20 protein-coding genes are annotated in these 23,955 nt (G+C 65.7%); 13 read left to right on the top strand and 7 right to left on the bottom strand.

The window, feature by feature from the left end:
* The first annotated feature begins 64 nt into the window (after positions 1 to 64).
* The gene (locus ACW172_RS11645) at positions 65 to 442 is read left to right on the top strand and encodes a winged helix-turn-helix transcriptional regulator (protein WP_492031603.1); all 378 of its coding nucleotides are present in this window, start codon (positions 65 to 67) and stop codon (positions 440 to 442) included.
* Here the strand turns inward: ACW172_RS11645 and ACW172_RS11640 are convergent.
* Together ACW172_RS11640 and ACW172_RS11635 are read right to left on the bottom strand one after the other, a co-directional pair.
* A complete protein-coding gene (locus ACW172_RS11640; protein WP_492031602.1) occupies positions 439 to 969 on the bottom strand; it encodes a methylated-DNA--[protein]-cysteine S-methyltransferase in 531 nt (176 codons plus the stop codon). The genes ACW172_RS11645 and ACW172_RS11640 overlap by 4 nt on opposite strands.
* Positions 969 to 1,757, bottom strand: a complete 789-nt coding sequence (locus ACW172_RS11635; RefSeq protein ID WP_492031601.1) for an isocitrate lyase/PEP mutase family protein — start codon at positions 1,755 to 1,757, stop codon at positions 969 to 971. Before ACW172_RS11635 ends, ACW172_RS11640 begins: the two co-directional genes overlap by 1 nt.
* 193 nt (positions 1,758 to 1,950) lie before the next feature.
* Between ACW172_RS11635 and ACW172_RS11630 the strand changes: the two genes are divergently transcribed.
* Positions 1,951 to 2,550, top strand: a complete 600-nt coding sequence (locus ACW172_RS11630) for a GNAT family N-acetyltransferase (protein WP_492031600.1) — start codon at positions 1,951 to 1,953, stop codon at positions 2,548 to 2,550.
* Positions 2,551 to 2,629: 79 nt separating this feature from the next.
* The gene (locus ACW172_RS11625) at positions 2,630 to 3,619 is read left to right on the top strand and encodes a hypothetical protein (protein ID WP_492031599.1); all 990 of its coding nucleotides are present in this window, start codon (positions 2,630 to 2,632) and stop codon (positions 3,617 to 3,619) included.
* A 9-nt stretch (positions 3,620 to 3,628) separates the two neighbouring features.
* Here the strand turns inward: ACW172_RS11625 and ACW172_RS11620 are convergent, their stop codons facing one another.
* The gene (locus ACW172_RS11620) at positions 3,629 to 4,378 is read right to left on the bottom strand and encodes an extensin family protein (RefSeq protein ID WP_492031598.1); all 750 of its coding nucleotides are present in this window, start codon (positions 4,376 to 4,378) and stop codon (positions 3,629 to 3,631) included.
* A gap of 313 nt (positions 4,379 to 4,691) precedes the next feature.
* Between ACW172_RS11620 and uvrB the strand changes: the two genes are divergently transcribed.
* The 4 genes from uvrB to ACW172_RS11600 all read left to right on the top strand — a co-directional run bounded on the left by uvrB (position 4,692) and on the right by ACW172_RS11600 (position 11,025).
* Positions 4,692 to 6,920 (top strand): excinuclease ABC subunit UvrB, encoded by a 2,229-nt coding sequence (uvrB, locus tag ACW172_RS11615; protein ID WP_492034975.1) that lies wholly within the window; start codon positions 4,692 to 4,694, stop codon positions 6,918 to 6,920.
* An 80-nt stretch (positions 6,921 to 7,000) separates the two neighbouring features.
* Positions 7,001 to 9,286, top strand: coding sequence for a DGQHR domain-containing protein (locus ACW172_RS11610; protein ID WP_492031597.1), 2,286 nt, complete (start codon positions 7,001 to 7,003; stop codon positions 9,284 to 9,286).
* Complete coding sequence (locus ACW172_RS11605) at positions 9,286 to 10,107, top strand: DNA adenine methylase (RefSeq protein ID WP_492031596.1); 822 nt, start codon at positions 9,286 to 9,288, stop codon at positions 10,105 to 10,107. The genes ACW172_RS11610 and ACW172_RS11605 overlap by 1 nt, the downstream gene beginning before the upstream one ends.
* Positions 10,108 to 10,467: 360 nt before the next feature.
* A complete protein-coding gene (locus ACW172_RS11600) occupies positions 10,468 to 11,025 on the top strand; it encodes a hypothetical protein (protein ID WP_492031595.1) in 558 nt (185 codons plus the stop codon).
* Between the two features lie 163 nt (positions 11,026 to 11,188).
* On the opposite strand, the gene ACW172_RS11595 is transcribed toward ACW172_RS11600, so the two are convergent.
* The 3 genes from ACW172_RS11595 to ACW172_RS11585 are packed head-to-tail and all read right to left on the bottom strand — an operon-like array spanning position 11,189 to position 14,429.
* Positions 11,189 to 11,962, bottom strand: coding sequence for an RNA methyltransferase (locus ACW172_RS11595; RefSeq protein ID WP_492031594.1), 774 nt, complete (start codon positions 11,960 to 11,962; stop codon positions 11,189 to 11,191).
* Position 11,963: 1 nt separating this feature from the next.
* Positions 11,964 to 13,406 carry a sulfotransferase gene (locus tag ACW172_RS11590; protein ID WP_492031593.1) on the bottom strand — a complete coding sequence of 481 codons (1,443 nt, stop codon included), beginning with the start codon at positions 13,404 to 13,406 and terminating at the stop codon, positions 11,964 to 11,966.
* A gap of 3 nt (positions 13,407 to 13,409) precedes the next feature.
* Positions 13,410 to 14,429 (bottom strand): S1/P1 Nuclease, encoded by a 1,020-nt coding sequence (locus tag ACW172_RS11585; RefSeq protein ID WP_492031592.1) that lies wholly within the window; start codon positions 14,427 to 14,429, stop codon positions 13,410 to 13,412.
* 157 nt (positions 14,430 to 14,586) lie between these two features.
* On the opposite strand from ACW172_RS11585, the gene ACW172_RS11580 reads away from it, so the two are divergent.
* Positions 14,587 to 15,960 carry a M28 family metallopeptidase gene (locus ACW172_RS11580; protein WP_492031591.1) on the top strand — a complete coding sequence of 458 codons (1,374 nt, stop codon included), beginning with the start codon at positions 14,587 to 14,589 and terminating at the stop codon, positions 15,958 to 15,960.
* A 24-nt stretch (positions 15,961 to 15,984) separates the two neighbouring features.
* Here the strand turns inward: ACW172_RS11580 and ACW172_RS11575 are convergent, their stop codons facing one another.
* Positions 15,985 to 17,325, bottom strand: a complete 1,341-nt coding sequence (locus ACW172_RS11575) for a WcaI family glycosyltransferase (protein WP_492034974.1) — start codon at positions 17,323 to 17,325, stop codon at positions 15,985 to 15,987.
* A 457-nt stretch (positions 17,326 to 17,782) separates the two neighbouring features.
* On the opposite strand from ACW172_RS11575, the gene gmd reads away from it, so the two are divergent.
* From gmd to ACW172_RS11550, 5 genes are all read left to right on the top strand, one after another.
* Positions 17,783 to 18,859, top strand: coding sequence for a GDP-mannose 4,6-dehydratase (gene gmd, locus ACW172_RS11570; RefSeq protein WP_492031590.1), 1,077 nt, complete (start codon positions 17,783 to 17,785; stop codon positions 18,857 to 18,859).
* On the top strand, positions 18,849 to 19,796 hold the full coding sequence (gene fcl / locus ACW172_RS11565; RefSeq protein WP_492031589.1) for a GDP-L-fucose synthase: 948 nt from the start codon (positions 18,849 to 18,851) through the stop codon (positions 19,794 to 19,796). Before gmd ends, fcl begins: the two co-directional genes overlap by 11 nt.
* Complete coding sequence (locus ACW172_RS11560; protein WP_492031588.1) at positions 19,793 to 21,286, top strand: hypothetical protein; 1,494 nt, start codon at positions 19,793 to 19,795, stop codon at positions 21,284 to 21,286. Before fcl ends, ACW172_RS11560 begins: the two co-directional genes overlap by 4 nt.
* On the top strand, positions 21,283 to 22,605 hold the full coding sequence (locus ACW172_RS11555; RefSeq protein WP_492031587.1) for a lipopolysaccharide biosynthesis protein: 1,323 nt from the start codon (positions 21,283 to 21,285) through the stop codon (positions 22,603 to 22,605). The genes ACW172_RS11560 and ACW172_RS11555 overlap by 4 nt, the downstream gene beginning before the upstream one ends.
* Before the next feature lie 147 nt (positions 22,606 to 22,752).
* Positions 22,753 to 23,928 (top strand): glycosyltransferase, encoded by a 1,176-nt coding sequence (locus ACW172_RS11550; RefSeq protein WP_492031586.1) that lies wholly within the window; start codon positions 22,753 to 22,755, stop codon positions 23,926 to 23,928.
* Positions 23,929 to 23,955: the final 27 nt, after the last annotated feature.

Below are 23,955 nucleotides of genomic sequence, written 5' to 3'. Positions count from 1 at the left end.
GGTGCGCCGATGATCGCAAGAAGGCACAATCATCACCGGTACTTACATTTATGGACGTATAAAGATGCGACCCAAACGGCTGGACGCGAAGAGCGGATGCGCTGTCGAAGTGACCCTGTCGGTCATCGGCGGGGTGTGGAAACCCTTGATCCTGTTCCACCTTCTGGAGAAGCGGCTGCGCTTCATGCAACTGACCCGCCGCATTCCCAATGCGACCCAGCGGATGCTGACCCTGCAGTTGCGCGAACTGGAGGCCGACGGCCTTGTCGCCCGCCATGTCTTCCCGCAGGTGCCGCCGCGCGTCGAATACGAACTGACCGACTATGGTCGCAGCCTGAAGCCCATCCTGCTGACCCTGCGCGAATGGGGCATGGCCTATCAGCGCGACCACGGCATCCCGGTTTCGCAGGGCTACTGCGCGGCCGAAGCCGACGCCGCCTAGAGCAGCAGCGCGCCCTCGTGGCGCAACAGCCAGGTCTTGCGCTCCAGCCCGCCGCCGAAGCCGGTCATGGCCCCGTCGGCCCCGACCACCCGGTGGCAGGCCAGCACCAGGGCGATCGGATTTCGGTTCAGGGCCACCCCGGCGGCGCGCGCGGCCTCCGGCCCCGAACCGCCGGCCCGCTTGGCCATCTCGCCATAGCTGATCGTCTGGCCCGGCGGGATGTTCGTCAGTTCGACCCAGACCCGCGCCTGAAACCCGCCCTCCCCGGTCGCCCCGTCCAGCGACCACGGGATCCGCTCCAGCGCCGACCGATCGCCGGCGAAATAGGCCACGAACGCCTCGGCCATCGTCGCCGGAACCGGCGCCTCGATCAGGTCTGCGCGCGGATATTCGCGCGCCATCGTTGCCGCCACGCTGTCGCCCTTCCCATCGAAGCTCAGCGCCCGCAGCGCTCCGGCCGCGTCGAAGGCGATGGCCAGGGGCTGGATCGGGCTGTCGATCACGGCGCGATAGAAGGTCAGGCTCATCAGCGGCTCATCAGGGCGTTCAACGCCCCATAGTCCATCGCCGCCTCGACCTGGGGCCCCGACAGTCCGTCGGCCAGAAACGCCCGCGTCAGCCGGTCGGCGGTCCCATAGGCCGCCGCCGACATGTTCGACCCGGCGCTGAGCCTGCGCACCCCCATGGCCTCCAACGCCGCCGCCCCCGGCAGGGCCGCCCGCGCCAGCAGGTTCAGCGGCAGGCCGAACCCGACCAGTTCACGGATGGTCGGCTCGTCCGTTACGCCCGGCATGAACAGACCGTCGGCGCCCGCTTCACGGAACAGGGCCGTGCGCCGCGCCGCCTCTTCCAGCCGCCCTTCGACCGGCCCGATCCCTCTCAGCCACAGGTCGCAGCGGGCATTGATGAACAGGTCGGGTCCCACCACCGCCCGGATGGCCGCGATCTTCTCGGCCAGCAGTTCCGCCGGCCCGGCCCCGTCCTCGATATTGATGCCCTGGGCGCCCGTCTCGACCACCCGGCGGATGAAGCCCGCCGCCTCGGCCGGATCGTCGGAAAAGCCCGCCTCGCAGTCGGCGCTGACCGGCACGCCCGCCACCCGCACGATCCGCGCCAGCGCCGCCAGCAGCTCGCCCTCGGGCGGCGCCGCCTCCCCTTCCGCCCCGTCCGGCCAGCCCAGCGCCCAGGCCACGCCCGCGCTGGTCGTCGCCACCGCCTTCGCCCCCGCCGCTCGCGCCACCACGGCGCTGGCCGCATCCCAGGCATTGGGCAGGATCAGCAGGCCCGAGGCATGCAGGTCGCGGAATTGGGTCATGACGGGTCTCCCGGTTTTCGCCGACCCTAGCGTCCCGCACGCATCGCGGTCTCGCGGTTTTCGGACGCGAACGGGAGATGCTGACATTTTCCAGGGCGCCCGCGCCTGCGGGCGGATTTCGGCGTGCCGTGTGTTGCCAAGTCTGCGCTCTCCCGGCCTTACTGCGCCGTCCCAACCGCCAGCAGGCGCCGCCATGTTCGAAGTCAGACCCGCGCGTTCCGACGACGTCGAGGCCGCCGTCGCCATGCTGGGCGACACCTTCGCCCGAGACCCGTTGATGGCCTGGCTGTTCGGAGACCACCCCGAGGGCCTCCGCGCTGGCGTCCTGACCTTCTTCTCCATCCTTCTGCGGGCTCGACTGGCGCTGAACATGCCGGCGTTCGTTGTTCACCGGGACGGCGAGGTGCTGGGCGCTGCGATGGGCTACGACGCCTCCCGACCGATCTGGCCCGCGGCTCTGATCGAGGAATGGCGCCTGTTCGAAGCCGGTGCGCCGCCGCTCGCCGACCGTCTCGCCGCCTATGAACGGATCTGCGACGCTTTTCAGCCCCCCGAGGCTCACGCCTATCTGGGCGTCATCGGCGTACACCCGTCGCTCCAGGGCCAGGGCGCCGGCAAGCGGTTGCTCGAAACTTTCTGCGAGGCTGCGCGCAGGGACGAGCGCTCGCACGGCGTCTATCTGGACACCACCAATCCCGACAGTCTGGAGTTCTACTATCGCAACGGCTTTGAACTCCGTGGCGAAGGCGAGGTGGGCTCGACCCCGATCTGGTGCGTGTGGAAGCCGAGCTGAACCTCTTCGGCAACCGATCCGCCCCGCCGTCGTTCTGTCGGCTCAGGGGCCCGGGGCCGGCCCGTTCGGAGACTGAGCCATGCGTTCGATCAAGACCACCGTCACCTCGCGCGACCTGATCGCGCCCGCCCTGATCGGGATCGCGGCGGCCGCCATGGCGATCACCACCAACGCTCACGCCCAGACGCCCTACGGCCAGACGACGCCCTACGGCCAGACGTCTTACGGGCAGACCCAGCAGCCCAATCTCGGCAGCGTCGTCGGCGCCCTGTTCGGCATCAACTCCAATCTCGATCCGCAGTGGCTGGCCAACCGTCGCCCGCTGGAAACCGGCCGCGCCCAGTTCGAAACCCAGCTGACCGCCGACGTTCGCGCCGGAACCCGGTCGAGCAGCAGCGCCGACCGCCTGCGCACCGACTACAACGCCCTGGTCCAGCTCGAGGCCCGCTACGGCTCGGACGGCCGCTTCACCACCCAGGAGCGCGCCGACCTGAACGCCCAGTATCAGGCCTTCACCCAGCGGCTGAACGTCGTCGACAACACCGGGACCGGCTATCCCAACACCGGTGGCGGCTATGGCTCGAACACCTCGGTCGCCGATGGCCGCGCCGACTTCGAGGCCCGCATCAACGCGGCCGTCACCGCCCGTCGCATCACCCGCACCCAGGCGACCAGCCTGCGCACCGACTATCAGGCCCTGATCCAGACCGAGGCCTCCTATGCCCGCAACGGCATCGACGCCCGCGAGCAGGCCGATCTGGACGCCAGGCTCGATGCACTGGACGCCCGTCTCGGCGACGGCCCGACCTCGGGCTACCCGGGCGGCGGCTACCAGCCCGTCCTCGACAACCGCACCCGCCTGGCCAACATCGACGCCGCCGTCTCGGCGGGCGAACGCTCCGGCTCGATCAGCCGCACCGAAGCCGCCGACATCCGTGTCGAATACGGCGACCTCATCCGCCTGGAAGCCGCCTACAGCCGCACCAGCCCCTCGGCCGACGACCGTGACTATCTGCTGCGCCGTATCGGTGAACTGGAGACCCGCGCCCGCGTCAGCACGCGCCGCTAGGGCCCCAGCCTAGCGGCAAAACCGGCTGTTCTCCGCCTCCAGATGGAGGTGGTCGTGGTGCAGGGCGTTGTAGTCGGGGCTGAGCGTGGTCCCGAACACCTTGCAGGCGTCGTCGCGGATCCGGTGCAGGAACCGGCCCTTGGGCCCCGGGTCATTCCAGTCGTTGGTCACGGTGATCCGCGTCCCGTCCCTCAGCCGCACGCCCGCGAAGTCCAGGGCCGCCGCCCGCGAATGGGCGCTCGGCCGGTTGCCTGCCTGTGAGTTGACCGGTCGGCAGGCGTAGACGCCCATATGGTCGATCTGGACCACGTCCGATCCAAAGAACTCCCGCGCCGCCGGCTCGACCGACTGCCTGCGCCAGACGCTGACGGCGGCGGCCAGGGCGCAGGTCATGGTCACGTCCGACGGCTGCATCCGCGCCACCGTGCCGAAGTCCGGGCCCAGCACCCCGGCGTCGGTCAGGCCGCAGGTCTCGGAGTTCACCCGGTCCGGCGTCGGCGAGAAGGTCACCCGCGCCGCGTCCAGCTCGGCCACGCACTGGCCCAGCGAGCTCGTCGCACCGCGTAGCCGCCGGTACGTATCGCCGTCGATCGGCTGGCCGATCACCCCGGTCGCGCTGGCGTAGGAGGTCTGTCCCGGCCGGCTCATGCTCGGTGGATAATAGGGAGCGGGCTTCGGCGCATCCGGGATCAACCGCCCGCAGCCGGACAGCAGCAGCAAGCTTGCCACCGCCAGCCGCATCTTCACTCCGTGCCTCATCCGAATCATCCACGCGACGCCCCGTACAAGGGTAGGTCAGGACGCCGCCGCCCCGAAGCGTCGCCGGATGTGAAACTTGCTGCCACCCCGTCATCCTCCGGCTTGACCGGGGGATGTCAGCAACCCTCCGCCGTCCCGGGCGCTCTGACTGGCGTCTGCCGCCCTCCGGACCTATCTTGCGTTCATGAACCGTTCCTCGACGCCCAAAGGCTCCGCGCCCCGGACCACGAAGCCCGTGCACGTCCCCGGCTCGGGCATGCAGGAGGCTCCCGCCGCCTTTCTCCGCGACGATGCGGGCGCCATGCCCAGGGCGATGAAGAACATGCCGATGTTCGCCCCGGTGTCCGGCCCGCGCCTGACGCCCGAGGAGGCCCCCGGCGCGCCCGACGATTGGGTCCCGCACCGTCCCTCGCACGAGGGCAAGCGCAAGGGCGGCCGCTTCCGCCTCGAGACGAAATACACCCCCGCCGGCGACCAGCCCGCCGCCATCGCCGAACTCGTCGCCCAGGCCGCCGAGGGCGATCGCGACCAGGTCCTCCTCGGCGTCACCGGCTCCGGCAAGACCTTCACCATGGCCAAGGTCATCGAACAGACCCAGCGCCCCGCCCTGATCCTCGCCCCCAACAAGACCCTGGCGGCGCAGCTCTATTCCGAGTTCAAGGCCTTCTTCCCGGACAATGCCGTCGAGTATTTCGTCAGCTACTACGACTACTACCAACCCGAGGCCTATGTGCCCCGGACCGACACCTACATCGAGAAGGACAGCTCGATTAACGAGCAGATCGACCGCATGCGCCACTCGGCGACGCGGTCGATCCTCGAGAGAGACGACGTCATCGTCGTGGCCTCGGTCTCCTGCATCTACGGCATCGGGTCGGTCGAGACCTATACGGCCATGACCTTCACGCTGAAGGTCGGGGACACGATCGACGAGGGCAAGCTGCGGGCGGACCTGATCGCGCTGCAGTACAAGCGCAACGACGTCCATTTCGAGCGGGGGATGTTCCGCAAGCGCGGCGACGTCGTCGAGATCTTCCCGGTCCACCAGGAGGACCGCGCCTGGCGCATCAGCCTGTTCGGGGACGAGATCGAGAGCATCCAGGAGTTCGATCCCCTGACCGGCAAGAAGACCGCCGACCTCAAGGAGATCACCGTCTACGCCGCCTCCCACTACGTCACCCCCCGGCCGACGCTCAACCAGGCCGCCGCCGGCATCAAGGCCGAGCTCAAGGAGACGCTCGACTGGATGATCGAGAACGGCAAGCTGCTGGAGGCCCAGCGCCTCGAACAGCGCACCCGCTTCGATCTGGAGATGATGGAGGCCACCGGCTCCTGCGCCGGCATCGAGAACTATTCCCGCTGGCTGACCGGCCGCGCCCCCGGCGAGCCCCCGCCGACCTTTTTCGAATACATCCCCGACAACGCCCTGCTGTTCGTGGACGAGAGCCACGTCACCGTGGGCCAGATCAACGGCATGTACCGCGGTGACTACCGCCGCAAATCCACCCTGGCGGAGTACGGCTTCCGCCTGCCCTCGGCCATCGACAACCGCCCGCTCAAGTTCGACGAATGGGACGCCATGAGGCCCCAGACGGTCCACGTCTCGGCCACCCCCGGCCCGTGGGAGATGGAGCGCACCGGCGGCGTCTTCGTCGAACAGGTCATCCGCCCCACCGGCCTGATCGACCCCCCGGTCGAGATCCGCCCGGTCTCGGGAACCACCCGCAACCAGGTCGACGACGTCATCGACGAGGTCAAACAGGTCGCCCGCAACGGCTACCGCTCCCTGGTCACCGTCCTGACCAAGAAGATGGCCGAGGACCTGACGGAATACATGCACGAACAGGGCGTCCGCGTCCGCTACATGCACTCCGACGTCGACACCCTCGAACGCATCGAGATCATCCGCGACCTGCGTCTGGGGACCTTCGACGTCCTGATCGGCATCAACCTGCTGCGCGAGGGCCTCGACATCCCCGAGTGCGGCCTGGTCGCCATCCTCGACGCCGACAAGGAGGGCTTCCTGCGCTCCGAGACCTCGCTGATCCAGACCATCGGCCGCGCCGCCCGCAACGTCGACGGCCGCGTCATCCTCTACGCCGACCGCATGACCGGCTCGATGGAGCGCGCCATGGCCGAGACGAACCGCAGGCGCGAGCGTCAGGAGGCCTACAACCTCGAACACGGCATCACGCCCGAGAGCGTCAAGCGCGACATCAAGGAAATCCTCGACAGCCCCTATGAGAAGGACCGCGTCCTGATCCCGGCCGGCGTGAAGGAAGACAGCAAGCCCTTCATCGGCTCCAACTTCCAGGCCACCCTCAAGGACCTCGAAGGCAAGATGCGCGACGCCGCCTCCAACCTCGAGTTCGAGGAAGCCGCCCGCCTCCGCGACGAGATCAAGAAGCTCAAGCTTCTGGACCTGGAGTTCGCCAACGACGTCATGACGGCGGAGGGCGATGCGGTCGACCGCGCGGCGCCGAAGAAGTGGCGTCAGGAGGCGGCGGCGGAGAAGGCGGAGGCGTTCAGGAAGGGGCGGTAGCTACCTCTGGTGACGCTAGGCAAACCCCTCAACTCTCAGTAGCTTGCCTCCGAGATAAGCTAGATAAGCCGGGGGGCGAGTTGCCAGAAGCCAACGTAGCTACAATTCCAGCAGAGGGCCTGACCGAGACCCGCGCTGCTCGGATCGCCGAGTACAAAAAGCGTCGCCAGCCGTATTCGATCAAGCGGATCAGCCAAGGCGAGCTAGCCGAACATCTTGAAGCGGGTTGGGAAAAAGACCGCGACATGCAGCGCGGGGTCCGAGTTCGCAGAGCCAAGCGGTTGGACGAGCAGCTCGAAAACCAGCTTTGGGTCCTCCTGTATCTGCTCGGCTACGAAAAGCTGAACACAGGCCGCCACTTTAAAGTGACGGTCGATGTGGAAGGCAAAAAGATTACCAAGCAGATCGACGTGCTAGCGCTTGATGATGAAACGGCGGTCGTGGCGGAGTGCAAGTCCGCCGAGTCGATGAAATCCAAGAGCCTGCAAGCAGAGCTTTCCGAGTTCGACTCCATCAAGAAGCAGGTAGCAAACGCCATCCGCGCTCACGGCGGACCGGACTATAAGCCAAAGATCATCTGGCTGATGGTGACGGCAAGAATTCGGTGGAAAGAGAACGATCTAGCGCGCGCCAAAGATCGGCAAATTCATGTAGTTCGCGAACACGAGCTTCGGTACTTCATGGAGATAGCCAAAATTCTCGGCAAGGCCGCAAAATATCAGTTTCACGCCGAATTTCTGCGCGGCCAATCCATACCCGCCTTATCTCAATCCTATGTAATGGCGTCTCGTTTTCGCTTAGGAGGCCGTGCGGCCTACTCCTTCACCATTTCTGCAGAAGACCTCCTTCGCCGGGCATTTGTGAACCACCGAGATCTTCGTGACCCCTCGGGAGCCCCAACTTATCAGCGGCTGATAAACCCTGGTCGCTTGAAGAAAATCGCCGGGTTCCTTGAAGCTGGCGGCTACTTCGCGAACTCGGTGCTGGTGAATTTCCACCACAATCTTCGATTTGACATCGGAGAGCGCGACCCCGGCGGAGACGTCCAGTTTGGCCGTCTCTACTTGCCCGACACATACAAGAGTTGCTGGATCATCGACGGCCAGCATCGGATCTACGGTGCCGCGATAGTAGGCGACCCCGAGAGGGCTCCTGCGATTCCGGTTGTCGCCTTTGAGCGCCTTCCTGCAGAAGAAGAGGCCAACCTATTCGCAACGATCAATCGCGAACAGAAGCAGGTCCAAAAGAAACTGCTCGATGAGTTGGACGGCGAACTCAAATGGGGATCCGAAGATCCCCGGGAAGCGCTTAGTGCGATCGCCGTTCGCGCCCTCGACATGCTTCGCGGTGAAGTTTTGGGGCCGTTTGAAGATCGCATCGCTCTTCCTGGCATGCGCGGCCGTCAGCAGCCCCTGACGGTACCCCAACTGAAGCCCGCAATCCTCCAAAGTGCGCTTATAGGGCGGCTTTCAGCACGAGATGGAAGGCTTGTTGACGGCCCGCTCACGGGACGTACTCACGAGGAAACGCTCTCAAATATTACGAGTTTCCTCAGCAGCTTCTTTGAGGCAATACGCCGGGTGAACCCTGACCGTTGGGCTGGCTCCGCCGTCCCCCTCTGCCATAACGTGGCAGTTGCTGCCCTTATCCGTCTATCTTCTGAGCTCATTCGCCATCTCGAGACCGTCGAGCGAATTGACGTCCGAGAAGTGGATCCAGGAGATTTGGCTGATCAAGCCATAATGCTGGCCAAACCATTTATCGATTTCTGTGAACAGGCCTCTGATGAGGAGTTCAAGTCGCGATTCCCAATTACCTTCGGTACGGGCGGCCCCAAACGCTACTTCTTGCAGTCCGCAGCTCTAATCGCTGAACAGCTCCCTTCACTGAATGTGGATGGCCTTGACGAATTTCGGTTGAACTCATCGAAAGGACGGACCGATCAAGGAGATCAGTATGTCCGATGGATCGTCGACAATCTTCACCGGTATGTCATTCAGCGACTAAGAGAAATCTACGGCGCTGACTTCTTCGAAAAGGGAATCAAAAACAAAGACATAAAAATCAAAGCCTACAGCAAACGGGCGGATACAGATCCAGACGGCACTACACCTCTTGAGACATATCTCGACGTAATTGAGCTTAAGAAAATCGTCGAAACCAACGAAAATTGGCCTCACTTCAAAGAGGTCCTGAACATACCGCTTCCGGGCCAGCAGAAAGGCCTGACCAAATACATAAAATGGTTCGATGATTTCAACGACGTGCGCAAGATATATGCGCACCCTTTCAATAGGTCATATTCCGACGCAGACATGAATTTGCTGTCGTTGATCGAGGACCATCTTCGAAAGCAGGCGTCCTGATGTCTGCGTTGATTTTAGAGGAGCTGACTCCTCCATTGAAATGGGCTGGCGGAAAGCGATGGCTTGCTCGAAATTACAAGAACCTTATACCGAAGGATTTCGGCACATACGTCGAGCCCTTCTTCGGGGGCGGAGCTATCTTCTTCAGTATCAGACCGGAAAGAGCGATCCTTTCAGATTTAAATCTAGATCTTATAAGAACATATCGCGCAATTCAGTTTGACGTCATTGGTGTTCAGGAGGAATTATCCAAACACGCCACCAATCATTCTGAGTCATATTATTATAAAACGAGGTCAAATCGCCCAAAAGATCCCACAGAACTTGCTGGTTGGTTTCTGTATCTTAATAGATCTTGCTACAACGGTTTATATAGAGTCAATAGAAAGGGCGAGTTCAACGTCCCAAAAGGCACAAAGGATCAGATTTTACTTAAATCGGATAATTTTGATGGAATAGCAGAATCGCTGGACGGCTGCGAGATACTGAATTCTGACTTTGAGCCTGTAATTGACAGAACAAAAAGGAATGATTTCCTATTTGTGGACCCTCCCTACACGGTAAAGCATAACAACAACGGATTTGTTAAATATAATGAGAATATTTTCTCTTGGCATGACCAAGAGCGTCTTTCTCGAGCAATAAGGCGGGCATCAAATCGAGGCGTAAAAATTCTTATAAGTAACGCGGACCATAAGTCAGTACGTATGCTCTATGAGGATATTGGAGAAACAGTGACCTTGAATAGATACTCCGTTATAGGAGGAGGATCTAACTACAGATCAAATACTTCAGAAATTGCCGTGAAGATAAATTACTAGGCACCCTGCGTCACGAGATATCGCTCCTCACTTCAGGCACCGTGTCGCCCCCTCCTGATCGCTGCGCGATCTGTCCTCCCCATTCGCCTTGGCGAATGGGGAGGTGAAAGAGCCCCCTCCACCGCTTAGCGGTCCCCCTCCCCACTGCGTGGGGAGGATAAGCACGCCCGATGTCCGGTCCGGGCGGCGAACCTCAAGGATCTGAACGGCTTGCGGAGCGGCGATGCGGGCGCTCGATGCATTCGGCTCAGCATGGTCGCCGGCGGGGGCAGGATGGGGTTTGGAAAACCCTGCACGGAGGATCGCCATGGGCGGCCTGTTAGAGACCCCTCACCTGCCCTGCCGCCGGGAGATCAAGCCATGAGCCGGTGGGCGGCGCCGAAGATACGGTCGGAGGAGACCTGGGGCGAGGTGCGGCGGGCGTGGGAGGCCGGAGAGACGGCGGCGTCGGTGGCCGAGCGGTATGACGTCGGGCTGGATAATCTGTGGCGGCGGCGGGCCTCGGAGCGGTGGCGGCGGGGGCCGGGGATGCGGGGGGATTGCGATCCGTCGCCGATCCCGCCGGAGGGCTGGGACAGGCATGGCGAGCGGAAGCTGGAGGCGTTTCTGCGCGAACGGGACGCGACGCGGGAGCTGGCGCGGGACCTGATCCGGATGATGGACGGCGGGCCGATGGAGGAGGCGCCGATGTGGCACATGACCTTCCTCTATCGCTGGCGCGCCGACCATCTGGGGCCCGAGGTCGCGGCCATGGACCGGGTGCGGGCGGCCGAGCATCCGTGGGCGGAGGAGTTCTGGGACGAGGATGGACGGCTGAAGCCGTTGTGGGCGCTGGATGACGCGATGCTGCGGCTGCATCGGAAGGAATGGCGCGCGCAGATGGGGTTGCCGGAGGGGGAGGCGGCGGGGGTTCCGTGACCTGATCCTTCTCCCCTTGCGGGAGAAGGTGGCAGCCGAAGGCTGACGGATGAGGGGTCGTGCAGACTGTCCAGTGGGGAAGTGGCGCTGACTTCAGAGGACGGCGTGACCCCTCATCCGTCGCGCTCCGCGCTCCACCTTCTCCCGCAAGGGGAGAAGGAAGCTATTGCTTCCCCTCCTCCGCCAGCTTCCGCAGCTTCTGCCCCCGCCCCTTCGACAGGGCGGTGATCACGCCACGGAAGGTGGCGACCTCCTGGGCGGTGAAGGCGGCGCGGCCGAGCATGACGCGCAGGTTCTGGCTCATGGAGCGGAACTTCTCGGGCGGGTGGAAGAAGCCGGCGGCGTCGAGCTCGCGCTCCAGATGTTCGTACATGCCGAGCTGGAGGTCGCCGGTCGCCGGGGGCTCGGCCTCGCGGAAGTTCGGCGGCGGGGCGTCGAGGACCAGGGTGCGCCACTCATAGGCGTTGATGGCCACGGCCTGGGCCAGGTTCAGGCTCTGGTGGCGCGGGTCGATGGGGATGGTGACGATGCCGTGGCACAGGGCGATGTCGGTGGTCTCCAGCCCCGCGCGCTCGGCGCCGAACAGGAGGCCGATCTCGAGGCCCGAGGCGCGATCGTCATAGAGGACGCGGGTGGCCTCGCGCGGGGTGCGGACGGGCTGGCGGGTCTCGCGCGGGCGGGCCGTGGTGGCGAAGACGGTATTCAGGTCGGCGATGGCGGCGGCGACGCTGTCGAAGACCGTGACGCCCTCCAGCACCCAGTCGGCGCCCGAGGCCGTGGCCCAGGCGCGGTCCTGCGGCCAGCCGTCGCGCGGGCTGACGAGGCGCAGCTGGTCGAGGCCGAAATTGGCCATGACGCGGGCGACGGCGCCGATGTTCTCGGCCATCTGGGGGCGGTCGAGGATGACGACCGGAGGCTTGGGGGCGGAGGTGGTCATGTCAGAGGCCGAGCGCGGTCCGCAGGCCGCCGAGGTGGGCCTCATAGTGCTTCCAGCGGCCGGAGGAGCGTTTGTAGAAGGGCTCGCGGATCTGCCAGACGCTGGCCGTGCGGACCATGCCGCCGGCGGCGTGGAAGTCCAGCACCTGATCCTGCCAGTCGAGACCGCAGAAGCTCAGGATGCGTTCGATCTCCGGCCTGGGATCGGCGACGAGGGCGTCGTAATCGACGGTCAGGATGTCCGGATAGAGCGACTTCCAATGGGCCATGAGGCGGTTGTGCTCGCCGTACCAGTGGGCGGCGTCCTCGAGGTCCAGCGCGTAAGGCATCGAGCCGTCGAGGTGGAGGAACCAGTTGGACAGGATCATGTCCCGGGGGTCGCGGACGGTGTGGATGATCTTCGCGTCCGGGAACATGGCCTTGATCAGGCCGATGTGGAGGAAGTTGTCGGGGCGTTTGTCGGTGACCAGCGCCGCATTGGGACGGGCGGCGTGGAGCTGGTCCAGATAGGTCTGGCGCCAGTTGGCGAGGGCGTCGCGTGAGGCGGCGCCGGCGGCCTCGGGATAGGGGGTGATGGTTGAGATGACGCGGGGCATGAGCGCCAGCTCCCCGCCCGAGGTCACGCCGTCGTGGGCCGACAGGATCCGCTCCACCAGGGTCGATCCCGAGCGGAACATGCCGAGGATGAAGACGGGGGCGCCGGTGGGGTCCCAGACCGTGGGGGCGGGCTTGGGGAAGGCGGCGATGGCGCGGTCGACGAAGGCCTCCTGGGCGGCCCGGTCGTAGCGGGCGCCGAGGCCCCGGCGGCTGGCGGCGTTGGCCGAGGCATAGGCGGCGAAGGCGTCGTCGTAAGCCCCGACTTCATCCAGCGCGCGGCCGAGGGCGAAGCCGACCTCGGCGACGTCGGCGTCGGGGGCGCCGGTCCGGCCCACGGTCGCGCGCAGGGCGGCGATCAGGGGGTCGGCGGCGTCGGTGAAGCGGGTGGCGTTGGCGAGGCGGGCCAGGGCCAGGGGCGCGGCCTGGGGCGGGGCGAGGTCGAGCGCGCGGCGATAGGCGGCCCGCGCCAGCTCCCGCTCGCCCTTGTCCTCGTGCAGATTGCCGAGGTTGAGCCAGGCGGCGAGGTAGGCGGGCTGGATGGCCAGGGCGGTCTTCAGCTCCGCCTCGGCGGCCTCGGCCTGGCCCAGGTCGTCGGCGTAGATGACGGCGCGGTTGAGGTGGACCTCCTCGGGGCCCGAGACGCGGCGGTCGAGCGCCTGCTGGTAGGAGGCGAGCGCCGCCGCCGGCCGCCCCGCCTGACGCTGCATCAGCGCCAGGTTGAACCAGGTGTCGGGCAGGTCGGGCCTGAGCGCCAGCAGGGCCTCATAGGCGTCCGCCGCCTCGCCCGGGCGGCCGGCGAGCTTGTGCGACTGGGCCTGCCGCAGCAGGGTCTCGGCCTCGGCGGTCAAGGCTCAATCCTCGCCGTAGAGGGAGGCCCAGGGGTCGGCGGCGCCGCTCTTGACGTCGGCGACCTTGACCGCCGGCCAGCCGACGGAAGCGGTCTCGGAGGCCTGCCAGGCCAGGATGATCAGGTCGCGCAGCTCGGCCGCGCCCGCCGCCACCCGCTCGGTCGCGAAGGCCGCGCCGCGCGCGTCGCCCTCGGCGAAGGCCCCGGCCTTCTCAAGCCGGTAGAAGGGAACCACCTGGCTGACGCCGGTCTTCAGATAGGCGACGATCGAGGGCTTCATCTGGAAACCGTCCAGCGCCGGGGCGGGCATGGCGGCCTCGACCGCGTCCAGACGGACGTTGCGGCGGATATAGCCGCCCTCGAACATCGAGTGCGTCTGCCGCGAGTTGGTGAAGCCTTCCGGGTTCGGATAGTCGCCCCAGCCGTTGTAGTGGATCGACATGTGCAGCGGCTGCGAGGCGTCGCCGACATAGTGGGACAGATAGCCGAGGTCGCGCATCACCAGCGCTTCGCGACGCAGGCGGTCCTCGCGATACCAGGCGCGTTTGGCCGGGTCGGTCTCGCGCTGTTCGACGGCGTCGAGCACGCGCCAATAGCCGAAATCGCGCACCAGCTGCTGCCAGCCGTCCATGATGGCGTAGGGCAGATAGCCGGCGTCATCGACCTTGATCCCGGCGGCCAGCAACTGGGCGTCGTATTCGGACTTCAGGTTCGGCAGGGCGTCGATCGACATGCCGTTGGCGTTCATGACGTGGCCGGTGTCGTCCAGATCGACGAAGTGGGCGGTGTCGCGCTCGCGGTCGTGGGGCTGGCCGCCGCCCTTGGAACGGTCGGGTTCGCGCGACAGCTCGCCCACCTCGGCGGCGGCGTTCATGCCGCGCACGAAGGCCGGCAGGCTGTCCGGCAGGGCGCGGATGGCCGCGACGCCCACGAGCCGGTGACCGGTCGATCCCCAGGCGTCGACCTGGGCGGCGGGGACCGCGACCGCCAGCATGGCGATGGCGGCGAGGGCGAAGCGTTTCATGACGGAACTCGCGTGAGGAACGGGGCTGTGACGGCGGTTAAATCCACGGCGCGGCGGCGTCGAGCGGTTTCTTGCCGAACCTTAATCCGCCGGTCGCTTGACGGCCCGGATCGTCGCCGCCTAACCCTGCGGTCCTGTCGTTCGGGGGACCTCTGACATGTCGAAACGCCACGCCATTCTCGCCGCCGCGATCCTGGCGCTCACCTCGGCTTCGGCCCATGCGCAGGCCCAGACTTCAGGTTGGCAGGTGAAGCAGGAATGGGTCGCCGCCCATGAGGCCTTCCTGGCCGGAGACGCCCTGCGCGGCCGCGGCAGCGCCACCCCGGACGAAGGCGTTGCCGCCGCCTATGTCGGCGCCATGTTCCAGGGCTATGGCCTGCAGACCGCGCCGGGGATGACGTCGTATCTGCAGACCGCGAGCGTGACGAAGACCACCCTGGGCACGAACGCCAGCCTGACCGTCGGCGGCATCACCCTGACTCAGGGTTCGGGGCTGACCGTCCTGCTCGGCTCGGGAACCCCCAACTCCGGCGCCCTGACCGTCGGCGGCGACGATCCCGCCGCCTTTACCGGCGCCGAGGTGGTGATGATCGCGCCGCCGGAAGGCAACGCGGCCCTCGGGTGGATCAATGCGGCCGCGACCAAGGGCTCCAACCTCGTGATCGTGCGCGAAACCGACTTCCTGAAGGCCCGGGCCGCCAGCCGCCCGCCCCGGCCGACCATCCGTCTGACCGAGGCCACACGCCGGCAGAGCCAGATCGATGCGGTCATCGTCTCGGCCGCCGACTACGATCGGCTGAAAGCCCTGGCCGGAACCACTGCCGCGATCGACCCGGGCGCCGTCCGGCGCGAGGAAGGGGTGACCACCAACGCCATCGGCTATCTGCCCGGCAGCGATCCGACCGCAGGCGTCCTGCTGATCTCGGCCCACCTCGACCACCTCGGCGTCCGCGCCGACGGGACCATCATGCACGGCGCCAATGACGACGCCTCGGGCACGACGGCGGTGCTGGAACTGGCCCATGCCCTGTCCTCCGGCGAGGCGCACCGGCGCGGCATCCTGTTCGTCGCCTATGGTTCGGAAGAGATCGGCGGTCTCGGCTCGACCTACTTCGGGGAGCACCCGCCCGTGCCCCTGACCGACATCGTCGCCAATCTGGAAATCGAGATGATCGGCGCCCAGGATCCGAAGATGCCGGCGGGGGTCATGATGATGACCGGCTTCGAACGCTCCAACTTCGGCCCGACGCTGAAGGAGAAGGGCGCCCTGGTCGCGCCGGACATGTATCCGGAACAGAACTTCTTCCAGCGCTCGGACAACTACTCGCTCGCGCTCAAGGGCATCGTCGCCCACACCGTCTCGGGCTGGGCGGTCACCCCGACCTATCACAGCCCCGACGACGACATCGCCCATCTGGACCTGCCGTTCATGACCCAGGCGATCCAGTCCCTGATCGAGCCCCTGCGCTGGATGGCGTCGAGCGACTTCAAGCCCGAATGGGCGCCGGGCGGACGTCCCGAGCCGCGCTGAGGCGGCTCAGGTGCGGGCGAGAATTCAGGCCTTGCGAAGGGCCTGAACCGTCTGTTCGAAGGCGCCGATGATCTCGCTCTTGCGCCAGCGCTCCTCGGCGCGGACGCGAGCTTGCATGCCGAAAGCCTGACGCGCCGCGGTGTCCGCGACCAGATCCAGAATGCCCGCCGTCATGGCCTGAGCCGTCGTATCGACCGCCAGACCGCAGCCCTCGACCTCATGCGCCAGTCCCGTGCCCGGGGCGGCCATGGCCACCACGGCCCGGCCCGAGGCCAGCATGCCCGTCAGCTTGGACGGCAGGACCAGATCGGCGGCCTCGGGCCGTTGCGGCAGGAGGTGGATGTCGGCGGTCCCGAGCAGTTCGGGCAGGCGCTCCATGGGCTGCAGCGGCAGGAAGCGGACATTGTCCAGACCGGCGCAGGCCGCCTCAAGCCCCGCACGGGCCGGGCCGTCGCCGCACAGCATCAGGGTGACCGGGGCGCCGGCGTCACGCAGCCGGGTCGCGACCTCGCCCAACATCTCGATACCCTGTTTGGCGGCCATGTTGCCGGAATAGAGGGCGACGATCCGGTCGGCCGGAATGCCCAGCTCGCGGCGATAGGCGGTGTCGCTGGAGGGGAAGACGCTGACGGCGTCCACATCGACCCAGTTGCGCAGTTCGACGATGCGATCGGCCGCCACGCCCTTGCGGGCCAGAAGTCCGGTCATGGCCGGGGAGATGCTCGACACCCGGTCGAAGCGGCGCAGCACGGTGCGTTCGATGCCGAGCGCGGTGGAGCGCGCCGTCTGATTGCTGAGCAGACCCAGGTCGAAGGCCGCGTCGACCTCGAAGTCCTGGATGTGCAGCCAGCCGGCGGCGCCCGACGCTTTGGCCGCCATCCAGGCGGCGGCGGCGGCGGTCAGGGTCGGGGCCACGGCGAAGACCAGATGCGGCTTGAACCGCAGGGCCGCGGCCACGGCGGCGGGCGCGGCGGTCAGGCCGAAGGAGGCCAGATGGGCGATCCGTTTCACGCCCGTGGGCTTGGGCGGCACATAGAGGGGCACGCGGTGCAGGACGACGCCGTTGCGCTCCTCGCGCCGCCACTCGGCGCCGGAATAGCCCTCGCCGATCTTCCATTGCGGATAGTAGGGCGGGGCGCAGACGACCTCGACCGTATGGCCGCGCGCGACCAGATCCTCGGCCAGTTCGGTAGAGTATTTGGCGCAGCCGACCAGCTCGGGCGCATAGTTCAACGCGACGATCAGGATACGGCGCGGACCGTCGGCGACGAGGTCCGTCCCGATCCGGGACGTTCCGGCCGTCGGTTCATCCCCGTTCGGCACGGCGTTCAGAAGAGTCTCGCGCGAAAGCGCGCCGGAGGCCACGCCGCTCAAGACACTTCGCTCCACCGACAACGCCTGACACCGTCGTCTCTGATCATCATATCGTCCCCGCAGTCGCCGCCGTCATTTTGCATCGCAACATGACGGGGCCCGACCCACTCTCTCATATTCCCCGGGCTTTTAAAGCATCGCTGTACAAATCACGTGCGGGGGACCGCGTTTCACAATTGGGACATCGCCGTCCGTCGCCGCGCATCTCCGCCACAAAATGCCGTAAGCGCCAGTAAAATCCGCCCTGTAGTGAAATCGGACGACAGCGTTCGCTTTCATGGAGAATGGCTCGGGGCTTGCAGTCCCTAGCCGGACGAGCCAGTCGCAGGCGCTTGATCACATTTGTCGTTTTCGATTTTGCAAATGCGAACAGGGCCTCGTCAGTTTGTGATTAGAGAGCTATGTTACATTTGCCCTGTCGGGGGGCGAAAACATCACCGGGGGTTTGATGTCGGAAGTGGGTAAGGGCAAGGTCGCGCTGATCACCGGGGTGACCGGTCAGGACGGCGCCTATCTGTCGGAGCTGCTGCTCGAGAAGGGTTATACGGTCCACGGCGTGAAGCGCCGCTCGTCGTCGTTCAACACGGGCCGGATCGAACATCTGTACCAGGATCCGCACGAGAAGGATCCGCGCTTCATCCTGCACCACGGCGACCTGACGGATTCCACCAATCTGATCCGCATCATCCAGGAAACCCAGCCGGACGAAATCTACAACCTGGCGGCCATGAGCCACGTCCAGGTGTCGTTCGAGATGCCGGAATACACGGCCAATGCCGACGGCATCGGCACCCTGCGCATCCTTGAGGCGATCCGCATCCTGGGCCTCGAGAAGAAGACCAAATTCTATCAGGCCTCGACGTCGGAGCTGTATGGCCTGGTGCAGGAAGTGCCGCAGTCGGAAACGACGCCCTTCTATCCGCGCAGCCCCTATGCCGTGGCCAAGATGTATGGCTACTGGATCGTGGTGAACTACCGCGAGGCCTATGGCATCCACGCCTCGAACGGCATCCTGTTCAACCACGAGAGCCCGCTGCGCGGCGAGACCTTCGTGACGCGCAAGATCACGCGCGCGGTCGCCGCCATCAAGCACGGCTTCCAGGACACCCTCTATCTCGGCAACATCGATGCCAAGCGCGACTGGGGCCACGCCCGCGAGTACGTCCGCGGCATGTGGCTGATGCTGCAGCAGGAAACGGCCGACGACTATGTCCTGGCCACCGGCGAGACGACGGTCATCCGCGACTTCGTCACCCACGCCTTCAAACAGATCGACGTGACCCTGCGCTGGGAAGGCGAAGGCGTCGACGAGACGGGGATCTGCACCGAGACCGGCCGCGTCTACGTCCGGATCGACCCGCGCTACTTCCGCCCGACCGAGGTCGATCTGCTGATCGGCAACCCGGCCAAGGCGAAGGCGAAGCTGGGCTGGACCCACGACACCAAGTGGGAAGCCCTGTGCGAGGAAATGGTCGCCGCCGACCTGATCGCGGTCGCGAGGGAGCGGCGCGGCAATGGCGAGTGAGGTCGTCTTCCCGCTCGCCGGGAAACGAATCTGGGTCGCCGGCCATCGCGGGATGGTCGGTTCGGCCATCGTGCGCCGGCTGGCGTCCGAGGACTGCGAGGTCGTCACCGCAACCCGCGCCGACGTCGATCTGAAATCGCCCGACCAGGTCCGCGCCTTCGTCGCGGACCGCAAGCCCGACGCCATCTTCATGGCCGCGGCCAAGGTCGGCGGCATCCTGGCCAATGACACCTATCCGGCCGACTTCCTGTACGACAACCTGATGATCGCGGCCAACGTCACCGAGGCGGCCTACCGCGAGGGCGTCGCCAAGATGCTGTTCCTCGGCTCCAGCTGCATCTACCCCAAGCAAGCGCCCCAGCCGATCCCGGAAGACGCCCTGCTGACCGGCCCGCTGGAACCGACCAACGAATGGTATGCGGTGGCCAAGATCGCCGGCATCAAACTGGCCCAGTCCTATCGCAAGCAGCACGGCTGCGACTTCATCTCGGCCATGCCGACCAACCTCTACGGCCCCGGCGACAACTACGACCTGACCTCCAGCCATGTCCTGCCGGCCCTGATCCGCAAGGCGCATGAGGCGAAGGAAACGGGCGCCGACCACATCGTCATCTGGGGCACCGGCACGCCACGGCGCGAGTTCCTGAACTCCGACGACTGCGCCGACGCCTGCGTCTTCCTGATGAAGACCTATTCCGACTTCGAGCACGTCAACGTCGGCTCGGGCGAGGACCTGCCCATTATCGATCTGGCCAGACTTGTGTGCGAGGTTGTCGGCTTCAACGGCGACATCGTCACCGATACCTCCAAGCCGGACGGCACCATGCGCAAGCTCATGAGCGGCGACAAACTCAAGGCCATGGGCTGGGCCCCGACGATCGGTCTGAAGGACGGCATCGAAGGCGCCTATGCCGCGTTCAAGGCGGCCAACGCGTGAAGAAGTTCGCTGCCGCATATCTGATCCTCGCCACGATCTGCGCGATCATTCAGCTTGTGCTGGGTGCGAACTTCCCGATCCTGATCGCACTATACATCATCTCGGTGTGCGGCTTCTTTTCGATCTATTCGGACAAGCTGACCGTCGCCAGCATGATCTATTTTTCGATCTGCCTGTACAGCGGCATGTTCGCCGTCGTGATCAAGACTGTCCTGTGGCAGCCGGTCCAGCAGAACCTGTACAATCCGGACACTTCGGCGATCGTCGTCTTTACCGGACATATGGCCACGACCGCGGCCTTCATGGTCGCCCAGAGGTTCCCGATCCGCTTCCGGGCGATCCAGAACCTGAAGCAGGAGTTCGACGTCGCGGGATCCCGAACGCCGCTGTTTCCGGTGATGTTCGTGATCGCCTTCATCCTGCTGGTGCTGCATGAGCATTTCCGTCCCCAGTTCACGAACGGCAACAGCGACGCCATCGGCGGCTTCGGCGGCTTCGGCGCCTTCTATTTCCTGCTGGTCTTCAGCTTCGCCGGCCAGGTCTCCCGCGCCGTCTCCAGCCGCGCCCGGGGCGCCGACACCACCCTCGCGATCGTGATGTTCATCATGATCACGGGCCTGTCGTTCGCCGCCAACATCAAGAAGGATGTCATGGACGCGGCGCTGGTCATCGTGCTGATCTTCGTCTTCTACAAACTGAAGGTGAAACCTCAGTACGTGGTCGGCGGCGCCGTCTTCCTGATTGCATCCCAGTTCGTGCTCGCTCCGCTGATCCACATCACCCGCGCCGAACAGACCAACAAGACCGTCGCCGAACGGGTCGATCTGACGATGGCGATCCTGAGGCAGAACAACTATGACTTCGGCCGGATCAACGCCCTGAACGACAAGGTCTACAAGGGCTTCGCGGCCAACTACCGGTCATCGGGAAGTTACGTCTATCCGTCGACCGCGAACATCGACCGGTTCGCGCTTATTCTTCCGGTCGATCAGGTCACGCGGGTGAACGACCCCGGACGCGTGACGATGTCCGAGGTCACCAGTCTCGTCGGCCAACGCGTGCTTCCGTCGGTGCTGGTCTCGAAAAGCCCCGGCGTTCTGGGCGACATCGTCAGCTGGAAGTACGGGTTCCGGACCTATCTGACGGTCGGACGTCCGGTCGTGGGTCTGTCCGCCAGCTCCTTCGCCGTCGGCGGCCTTCCGGGGGTGATCGGCATCAGCTTCTTCCTGATGCTGGTGGTCTTCCTCGTGGTCGATCTGATCGGCGGAGCGATGACCGCCAGTCCGTGGTCGGTGGCTATGGTCGTGACGCTGAGCAACGTCGCGGAGAAGGAAATCGACGCCTTGTTCGAGATCCTGCTGCGCAACATCCCGCTGATGATGGTGACGCTGGCGATCTTCGTCTTCATGGCCCGACTGTTCTATCCGGCAGCACCAGGTCGACAGATGCCGTCCGGAGGGCCCGCCTACCCGGCTCCCGGCGCCCGATGAAACTGCCCTCCCGTCTGACCAAGAATTTCTCCGCCCAGATGTTCAGTCAGGCGGTGACGCTGGGGGTGCAGTTCGGGTCGGTGCCGATCCTGATCCTGGCCTGGGGGATCGAGCGGTACGGGGTCTGGGTGCTGTTGACGGCCCTGCCCGCCTATCTGAATTTCAGCGACTTCGGCTTCACCTTCATCGCCAAGAACGACATGTCGATCCGGGTGTCCGCAGGCGACCGGGCCGGGGCGATGGAGACCTTCCAGAGCATCTTCGGCCTGCTGCTGATCGCCGGCTGCGTGTTGGCGATCGCGGCGGCGGTGCTGCTGACGGTCGCGCCGATCGGCGCCTGGTTCAACCTCGGCTCGGAAAGCCTGGATCAGGCGCGCGGCGTCCTGGGGACCCAGACAGCTTCGGTCATCGCCTATCAGTTCTTCCTGCTGCTCTCCGCCGGAGTGCGCTGCGAGGGGCGTCCGGCGACGGAGACGATGTTCGCCGCCTCGGCCCGTCTGTTCGAGGCCGCCGCCATCGCCATCGCGGCCCTGAGCGGCGCGGGTCTGGCGGGCGCGGCCCTTGCCGGGATGTCGTCGCGCCTGCTTTCCCTTGTTCTTCTGGCCGTCTGGGTCCGCCGCAACACCCCCTGGCTGCAGATCGGCCTAAAGCACGCCACCCGGAGCCGGCTGAAGGCCATGGCCGGCCCCTCCCTGACCTATATGCTGGTGCCGGTCTCCAACGCCCTGATGATCCAGGGGCCGCTGGTCATCCTCGGCGCCGTCGCGACCCCGGCGACCGTGGCCCTGTTCTCGGTGACCCGCACCGTAGCCCGCCTGGGCACCTCGGGCTCCAACATGCTGAGCTTCGCCCTGCAGCCCGAATACAGCTTCGCCTTCGGCAAGCGCGACCATCACCGCTATAACCAGCTTCTCAAGATCCACGCCGCCCTGACCGTCGCCGGCCTGCTGGCCTATGGTCTGTGCGTGGTCTTCCTGGGCGAGCTGGGCGTGCGCCTGATCTCCCACGGCCAGCTGAACTTCTCGACCGCCCTGCTCTGGACACTGGGTCTGGCCACCGCCTTCGAGATGGTCTGGACCGGGCTGTTCACCCCGCTTTCGGCGATCAACGCCCACAAGATGGTCTCGGGAACCCTGGCCGCGGTGCTGGTGGTCGCCTCCCTCATCGTCGTCCCGATCGCCAGCGTGATGAATATCGCGCTCGCCCTGGTGGTAGTGCATCTGATTATGACCGCCGTCGCGTCCTGGCGTCTGGCGGCGCACAAATGGCCTGAAGCCCACCCGGCGGCGGTCTCGGCCGCCGCGCCCGAGACCATATAGGGGCATGCGCGCCACAACCCCCGGGAGAGACCTTGTGGCGCATGCTCAACCTCTTGACGGCTATAACTAAAGTTAGTTCGGTTATCCTCTCTCCCCTTGCGTAGAAGTCAGCGACCCATGAAACCTGAACCGTCGGGTTCCCGCCGAATGCGCCTGTTGCACATCATCAATTCGGTGAACCCTGTCAGCGGCGGGCCGATCGAGGGTGTGTTCCGGCAGGACGGGGCGACGCGCGATCTGGGCCTGCGCGAGGTCCTGTCCCTGGATCACCCGGACGATCCCTGGGTCGCCGCCAGCCCGATCAAGGTCCATGCCATGGGCGCCCGCAAGGCCAAGGGCGGGTTCCTGGGCCACTACGGCTATTCGCCCGACATGGAGCCCTGGCTGAAGGCCCACGTCGGCGACTATGACGCGGTCATCGTCAACGGCCTGTGGAACTACGCCACCTTCGCCGCGGCGCGGGTTCTTCCCCACGCCTCCACCCCCTATTTCGTCTTCACCCACGGGATGATGGACCCCTGGTTCCGGCGCACCTATCCGCTCAAGAACCTGGCCAAACAGGGCTTCTGGCAGATCTGCGAAGGGCCGCTGACCCGGGGCGCCCAGGCGGTGCTGTTCACCACCGAGGAAGAGAAGCTGCTGGCGCGCGGCGAGTTCTGGGGCAGCCGCTACAAGGAACAGGTCGTCGGCTACGGCACCTCGACGGCGCCCGCCCCAACCTCGGCCCAGACCGCGGCCTTCGCCGGGAAGGCGCCGGAGCTGACGGGCCGCCCCTATCTGCTGTTCCTCAGCCGCATTCACCCGAAGAAGGGCGTGGACCTGCTGGTCGAAGCCTTCGCCCGTGCCGCCGACCTTCAGCCCGATCTGCAGATCGTCGTCGCCGGCCCGGACCAGACCGGCTCGGTCGCCGCCCTGAAGGCGCAAGCCCAGGCCCTGGGGATCGCCGACCGGCTGCACTGGCCGGGCATGCTGCAGGGCGATGCCAAATGGGGCGCCTACTACGGCGCCGAGGCCTTCATCCTGCCCTCGCACCAGGAGAATTTCGGCATCGTCGTCGCCGAGGCCATGGCCTGCGGCAAGCCCGTCCTGATCAGCGACAAGGTCAATATCTGGCGCGAGGTCGAGGGCGCGGGCGCGGGTCTGGTCGAGCCGGACACGATCGAGGGGGCGGAAGCCCTGCTGCGCCGCTGGAACGCGCTGACGCCGGACGAACGCACGGCCATGGGCGCCGCCGCGCAGGCCGCCTTCCGCGCCAATTTCGACGTGGAGATCACCGCCCCGGCCCTGCTGCACACCCTACGCGAGACGCTTCAGGCGGCCTGAGGCCCCGAAACGTCCTCAAGGGCCGGG

It is taken from the genome of Brevundimonas sp. ALps5 (assembly GCF_058681645.1).
The sequence above is the reverse complement of the archived record's forward strand: the minus strand, read 5'-3'. Positions and strand labels throughout refer to the sequence as shown.

What these genes read in the sequence shown, in the direction of transcription:
- ACW172_RS11645 (WP_492031603.1), top strand. Translation starts at nt 65, where the DNA reads ATGCGACCCAAACGGCTGGACGCGAAGAGCGGATGCGCTGTCGAAGTG.
- ACW172_RS11640 (WP_492031602.1), bottom strand. Translation starts at nt 969, where the DNA reads ATGAGCCTGACCTTCTATCGCGCCGTGATCGACAGCCCGATCCAGCCC.
- ACW172_RS11635 (WP_492031601.1), bottom strand. Translation starts at nt 1,757, where the DNA reads ATGACCCAATTCCGCGACCTGCATGCCTCGGGCCTGCTGATCCTGCCC.
- ACW172_RS11630 (WP_492031600.1), top strand. Translation starts at nt 1,951, where the DNA reads ATGTTCGAAGTCAGACCCGCGCGTTCCGACGACGTCGAGGCCGCCGTC.
- ACW172_RS11625 (WP_492031599.1), top strand. Translation starts at nt 2,630, where the DNA reads ATGCGTTCGATCAAGACCACCGTCACCTCGCGCGACCTGATCGCGCCC.
- ACW172_RS11620 (WP_492031598.1), bottom strand. Translation starts at nt 4,378, where the DNA reads ATGAGGCACGGAGTGAAGATGCGGCTGGCGGTGGCAAGCTTGCTGCTG.
- uvrB (WP_492034975.1), top strand. Translation starts at nt 4,692, where the DNA reads ATGAAGAACATGCCGATGTTCGCCCCGGTGTCCGGCCCGCGCCTGACG.
- ACW172_RS11605 (WP_492031596.1), top strand. Translation starts at nt 9,286, where the DNA reads ATGTCTGCGTTGATTTTAGAGGAGCTGACTCCTCCATTGAAATGGGCT.
- ACW172_RS11600 (WP_492031595.1), top strand. Translation starts at nt 10,468, where the DNA reads ATGAGCCGGTGGGCGGCGCCGAAGATACGGTCGGAGGAGACCTGGGGC.
- ACW172_RS11595 (WP_492031594.1), bottom strand. Translation starts at nt 11,962, where the DNA reads ATGACCACCTCCGCCCCCAAGCCTCCGGTCGTCATCCTCGACCGCCCC.
- ACW172_RS11585 (WP_492031592.1), bottom strand. Translation starts at nt 14,429, where the DNA reads ATGAAACGCTTCGCCCTCGCCGCCATCGCCATGCTGGCGGTCGCGGTC.
- ACW172_RS11580 (WP_492031591.1), top strand. Translation starts at nt 14,587, where the DNA reads ATGTCGAAACGCCACGCCATTCTCGCCGCCGCGATCCTGGCGCTCACC.
- gmd (WP_492031590.1), top strand. Translation starts at nt 17,783, where the DNA reads ATGTCGGAAGTGGGTAAGGGCAAGGTCGCGCTGATCACCGGGGTGACC.
- fcl (WP_492031589.1), top strand. Translation starts at nt 18,849, where the DNA reads ATGGCGAGTGAGGTCGTCTTCCCGCTCGCCGGGAAACGAATCTGGGTC.
- ACW172_RS11555 (WP_492031587.1), top strand. Translation starts at nt 21,283, where the DNA reads ATGAAACTGCCCTCCCGTCTGACCAAGAATTTCTCCGCCCAGATGTTC.
- ACW172_RS11550 (WP_492031586.1), top strand. Translation starts at nt 22,753, where the DNA reads ATGCGCCTGTTGCACATCATCAATTCGGTGAACCCTGTCAGCGGCGGG.